Origin of the sequence: Xanthomonas sp. SHU 166 (assembly GCF_000364685.1) — a bacterium.
Lineage (GTDB): Bacteria > Pseudomonadota > Gammaproteobacteria > Xanthomonadales > Xanthomonadaceae > Xanthomonas_A > Xanthomonas_A sontii.
Genome location: NZ_AQOJ01000964.1, coordinates 1 through 4,487, shown reverse-complemented (window position 1 = coordinate 4,487; position 4,487 = coordinate 1). Strand labels below are relative to the sequence as shown.

Below are 4,487 nucleotides of genomic sequence, written 5' to 3'. Positions count from 1 at the left end.
CTGCCACTCGCCGCCGCCCACGCGTCCAACGTGCTGGCGGAGAAGCCGCACACCGACTGCACCTACGGCGACGCGGCCGATGCCGACAGCACGCCGACGCGCCCGCCCGCGGCGCTGCATGCGCCCGCCGCCACCGGCAAGCCGGCTTCGACCACCACGGGCGGCGGCAGCGACAGCGACCTGGTGCCGCGCATGCGCATGCCGAAGTGGCACAGCTTCCTGCCGGGGATGTTCCGCTGATTCCACGCTGGCTGCGCGGGCTGTGGTCGAAACCCGCCGCCATCGATGACCCTACCTGGCAGGCCGTGCGCCGCGACTGCGCCTGGGTCGCCGCCCTGGATGCGCCGCGCGAACAGCGCCTGCGTACGCTGGCCAGCGAATTCCTGCATCGCAAGACCATCTCGCCGCTGGGCGGCCTGCAGCTGGATGCCCGGCAGTGCGGCCTGCTCGCCGCACTGTGCTGTCTGCCGCTGCTGGAGTATGGCATCGAGGGCATGCGCGGCTGGTCGCAATTGCTGGTCTACCCGGACGCGTTCCGCGTGCAGCGCAGCCATGTAGACGCGGCCGGCGTGCTGCACGAGTGGGAAGACGAACTGATCGGCGAATCCTGGGACAGCGGCCCGTTGATCCTGTCCTGGGCCGACGTGCAGGCCGACCTGGACGATCCACGTGCCGGCTACTGCGTAGCGGTGCACGAGATGGCGCACAAGCTCGACGTGCTCGACGGCGCCCTGGACGGCACGCCGCTGCTGCCGCGTACGTGGCAACGGCAATGGGCCGACGATTTCCAGCGCAGCTACGACACCTTCTGCGCGCGCGTGGACCGCGGCCGCGCCAGCGAGATCGACGCCTACGCCGCCGAAGCGCCGGAAGAATTCTTCGCGGTGGTCAGCGAATATCACTTTTCCGCCCCAGAGCGGCTGCAACGCGAGATGCCGGAAGTGGCGGCGCATCTGGCGCGGTTCTATGGTCGCTCTCCGTTTGCCGCGGACTGAGCGGCCATCGAGTCTTGAGGCATCGCTTCAAGACGTCGCCGCGATGAACGCGACAAAGCATGCGGTACGGGGAGTCGAGCGCGTCACGCGTCGGGACTGAAGTCCCTCCCACAGTGCACCCGCCGGGCGCCAGGTGCCGGGTATGAGCGGCTTCCGCCGCGATGGGGCGTTCCGGTACCTGTCGCGGCTGAAGCCGCTCGTACAGGACATCTCCCGAATCCCTCCATCGCGGAAAACGCATCACACCAACTTCAAATCCCGCGCATGCGCCTGCGGAAACACCTTCTGCAGTTGCGTCGGCGACAGGCTCCACATGCGGCCGAGCAGGCCAGCGAACATGTCGCGGTAGTTGGTCAGCACCGGGTAGTCGCGGTCCTGGAACAGCTTGTCCTTGCTCACCGCCACCTGCTCGCCGGCGATGCGGCCGCCGTTGACCCCGCCGCCCAGCACCCAGTACGTGGTGCCGTGGCCGTGGTCGGTGCCCTTGTCGCCGTTCTCGCGGAAGGTGCGGCCGAACTCGGACAGCACCACCACCACCGTATTGCGCCACTCCGGTCCCAGCGCCTCGGCATAGGCCGACAGCCCCTCGGACAGGTTGGCCAGGTTGTTGGCCAGCGCGCCGTCGGTGCTGCCCTGGTTGACGTGCGTGTCCCAGCCGCCGACATCGACGAAGCCGAGCCGGTAGCGCTCGCGCATCAGCGTGGCGATGCGGCGGGTCTCGTCGGCGAAGGTGCGCGCGCTGGCGGCGCCGCGGTTGGCCTGCTGCATCTCGTCGCGCAGGGCCTGCGAGACCTGCTGGCGCAGCGCCAGGCCGTCGTGCGCGGCACTGGCCAACTGGGTGCCGTGGTACATGCCGGCGAGGATGTCGGCCTGGCGCTGGTCGAAGGCCGGGGTCGGATTGCGCTTGAGCGAGAGATTGGGAATGTCGCCGCCGCCCTGGAAACTCAGCGGCAGCGAGTCGGTGAAGGCGATCGACGGCGTGCCGGTGGCCACCTGCGACAGCCGCGCCAGGAAGCCGGTGCGGTAGTCGCTGCGCTGCCCGGCCGGTTGCCCGGCCTCGATGCTGTCCTGGGTCTCGAAGTGGCTGCGCGACAGGTCGTCGGTGCCGGCGAAAGGCACAAAGGCCAGCTGCTTGTCGTTCCACAGCGGCATCAGCGTGTCGCGCAGCCGTGGGTTCAGGCCCCACTGCGTGTCCAGCGCGATGGCGCTGTTCGGATTGGTCGGATCCGGCCTGGCGATGGCCAGGCTCGGCCGCGAGGCGTAGTAGAAATCGCTCGCGTACGGGACCAGCAGGTTGTTGCAGTCGTAGCCGCCGCGCAGGAATACCACCAACAAACGCGGCGACGGCGCCGGTGCGGCGAACAGGCGCCCGGCGAACGGCAGGCTGGCCGCAGCGGCGGCGGACGCGAGCAAGAAGCGGCGACGGTGCATGGCGGAACTCCGGGCGGCGAAGGCCGCAGTCAGCGGTAATTGAAGTCGGGGGACGCCAGCAGGTAGCCGTTCCACTCCTGCTGCGAGCGCGCCTGCGCCAGCGCCTGGCGTGTGGCATCGCTTAGTTGCGGCTCGATCGCGTGGTAGTACAGCGGCGTGCTCAGTTGCGGGAAGCCGCCGCGCTGCTGCCCCTCGACGGTGAACAGCTGGGTGTTGCCGTTGCCGATCGCACGCGCGATCTCGAAGCGCTGCGCCATTTGCCCGGAACTGTTCCAGGCACTGGACTGCAGCGACCAGCCATCGGGCGTGATGCGTCCGAAGCTCGGCTCGCCCATCTGGTTCAACCAGCCCAGCAACGGCTGCGGATTGACGATGGTCTGCCCGTCGTAGGCCAGGCGCAGCGCCGAGACCAGGAAGCGGTACGGATCCTTGAACTTGTGCGGCGCGCCGGCCGCCATCTCCGGTGCGGTGAACATCACCTGCAGCACCGCCGCGATGTCGCCGTCGCTGCGCTGGAACGTGCGCGCCATCTTCTCCACCAGCGCCGGCGGCGGATCGTCGGCGACGAAGTACTCGGCCAATTGCCGCGAGATGAAATGCGCGCATGCCGGCTGGCGCACGATCAGTTGCACCGCGCGCTCGACCTCGTCGAAGCCGCCGCCGGCGATGCGCTGGCCGAGTAGAGTCTTGTCGCCGGGTTCGTGCCGCGCCGGATTGAACTCGAACGCGCCACGGCGCACATACTGCGCCTGCAGCGCCGGCGGCAGCTTCGGCGGGCCGTCGCGGTCGACCGGCGCGATGCCGACGCCGGTCAGGATCAGCGCCAGTTGCTGCACGTCCTTCTGCGTGTAGCCGGCATCGACGCCGAGGGTGTGCAGCTCCATCAACTCGCGCGCGTAGTTCTCGTTGACCTTGCCTTTGGCGTTCTGCGCGTTATCCAGGTACTCCAGCATCGCCGGACTCTCCAGCGTCGCCATCACCAGGTCGGAGAACTTGCCCAGCGCGTGCGGGCGGATCGCGTTGTCGGCGTAGTCGGCCACGGTCCAGTGCAGGCGACCCTTGTCGGCGAACACGCTGAAATGGTTGAGCCAGAACCACACCATCTGCTCGCGCAGCTGGTCGGGCGCGTAGATGGAACGCAGCAGCTGCGCCTGGCGTGCCTGGTTCAGCAGCAGATCGCCGCGCTGCTGCGCGGCCTTCTTCGCAGCGACCTTGGCATCGCCATCCGGCATCGCCTTGATCGCCTGCTGTGCGGCGGCCTGCTGCTTGAGCAGTTCCTGGACCGGCGTGTGCAGCGCGGCGTAGCCGTCCAGTTGCGCGCGCACCGGCGCCGGCAGGGCGGCATCGCCACCGTCGGCCTGCAATTGCTCGCGCAGGAAGCGCTTGCGGCCATCGCGCTCGAACTGCGCCACGCTGGCGCTGTCCAGGCCGGTGGTCATCGATTGCAGCCAGCGCGCATCGTCGCGCTTGAGCACCTTGTCGGTGGCAGCGATGGCGCCGACGGTGAACAGCACCAGCAGCAACGACAGCAGCAACCGCTGGGTATTGCGCAGCGCGCGCCGGCCGCGCACGCGCAGACGCGTTGCTGCAGGACGATGCCGGGATGCGGACATGCGGGGCTCCTGGACGAAAAGCGGCGTGAAGACCGGCGCAGTATCGCCAGCTGCGCGCCGGTCGCGTTAAGCCTCTGTCGGAAACCTCCCGGTCATTTGCACGGGATTCACCTGCTGCTGCACTGCAGCGGCGCGGGCAGCGACTCGATTGGCGCGGGTCGTCGCTGCGCAGCGGGATGCCGGTCCCAGACCAGCACAGGGGCGTGTTGTCGGGCTTACAACCCCGGCGGCAAGGTGACCAGGAAGCGCGCCCCGCCCAGTTCCTCGGAGCGGCTGACCTGCAGCTCGCCGCGGTAGCCCTTGACCAGGTCCTGCACGATCGCCAGGCCGATGCCGTGGCCATGCACGCGCTCGTCGCCGCGCACGCCGCGCTGCAGGATGTGGGCGACCTCTTCCGGCGCGATGCCGGGGCCGTCGTCCTCCACCGCGATGATCAGGCCGGCGCGGC

The 4,487-nt window shown here is 69.2% G+C and carries 5 protein-coding genes; 2 read left to right on the top strand and 3 right to left on the bottom strand.

Features of this window, described 5'->3' with window-relative positions; all coding sequences use genetic code 11:
* Together D180_RS21605 and D180_RS21600 are read left to right on the top strand one after the other, a co-directional pair.
* Positions 1-240 (top strand): hypothetical protein, encoded by a 240-nt coding sequence (locus D180_RS21605; protein WP_051064880.1) that lies wholly within the window; start codon positions 1-3, stop codon positions 238-240.
* The gene (locus D180_RS21600) at positions 207-995 is read left to right on the top strand and encodes a M90 family metallopeptidase (protein WP_043091522.1); all 789 of its coding nucleotides are present in this window, start codon (positions 207-209) and stop codon (positions 993-995) included. The genes D180_RS21605 and D180_RS21600 overlap by 34 nt, the downstream gene beginning before the upstream one ends.
* A 240-nt stretch (positions 996-1,235) precedes the next feature.
* On the opposite strand, the gene D180_RS21595 is transcribed toward D180_RS21600, so the two are convergent.
* The 3 genes from D180_RS21595 to D180_RS21585 all read right to left on the bottom strand — a co-directional run.
* A complete protein-coding gene (locus D180_RS21595; RefSeq protein WP_017914410.1) occupies positions 1,236-2,426 on the bottom strand; it encodes a DUF1501 domain-containing protein in 1,191 nt (396 codons plus the stop codon).
* Positions 2,427-2,455: 29 nt separating this feature from the next.
* A complete protein-coding gene (locus D180_RS21590; protein WP_051064879.1) occupies positions 2,456-4,039 on the bottom strand; it encodes a DUF1800 domain-containing protein in 1,584 nt (527 codons plus the stop codon).
* A gap of 215 nt (positions 4,040-4,254) precedes the next feature.
* On the bottom strand, positions 4,255-4,487 hold a 233-nt coding region (locus D180_RS21585), incomplete at its 5' end, for an ATP-binding protein (protein WP_043091521.1).

Excerpts from the sequence above, each read along its gene's own strand:
- D180_RS21590 (WP_051064879.1), bottom strand. The coding sequence starts at position 4,039 with ATGTCCGCATCCCGGCATCGTCCTGCAGCAACGCGTCTGCGCGTGCGC.
- D180_RS21595 (WP_017914410.1), bottom strand. The coding sequence starts at position 2,426 with ATGCACCGTCGCCGCTTCTTGCTCGCGTCCGCCGCCGCTGCGGCCAGC.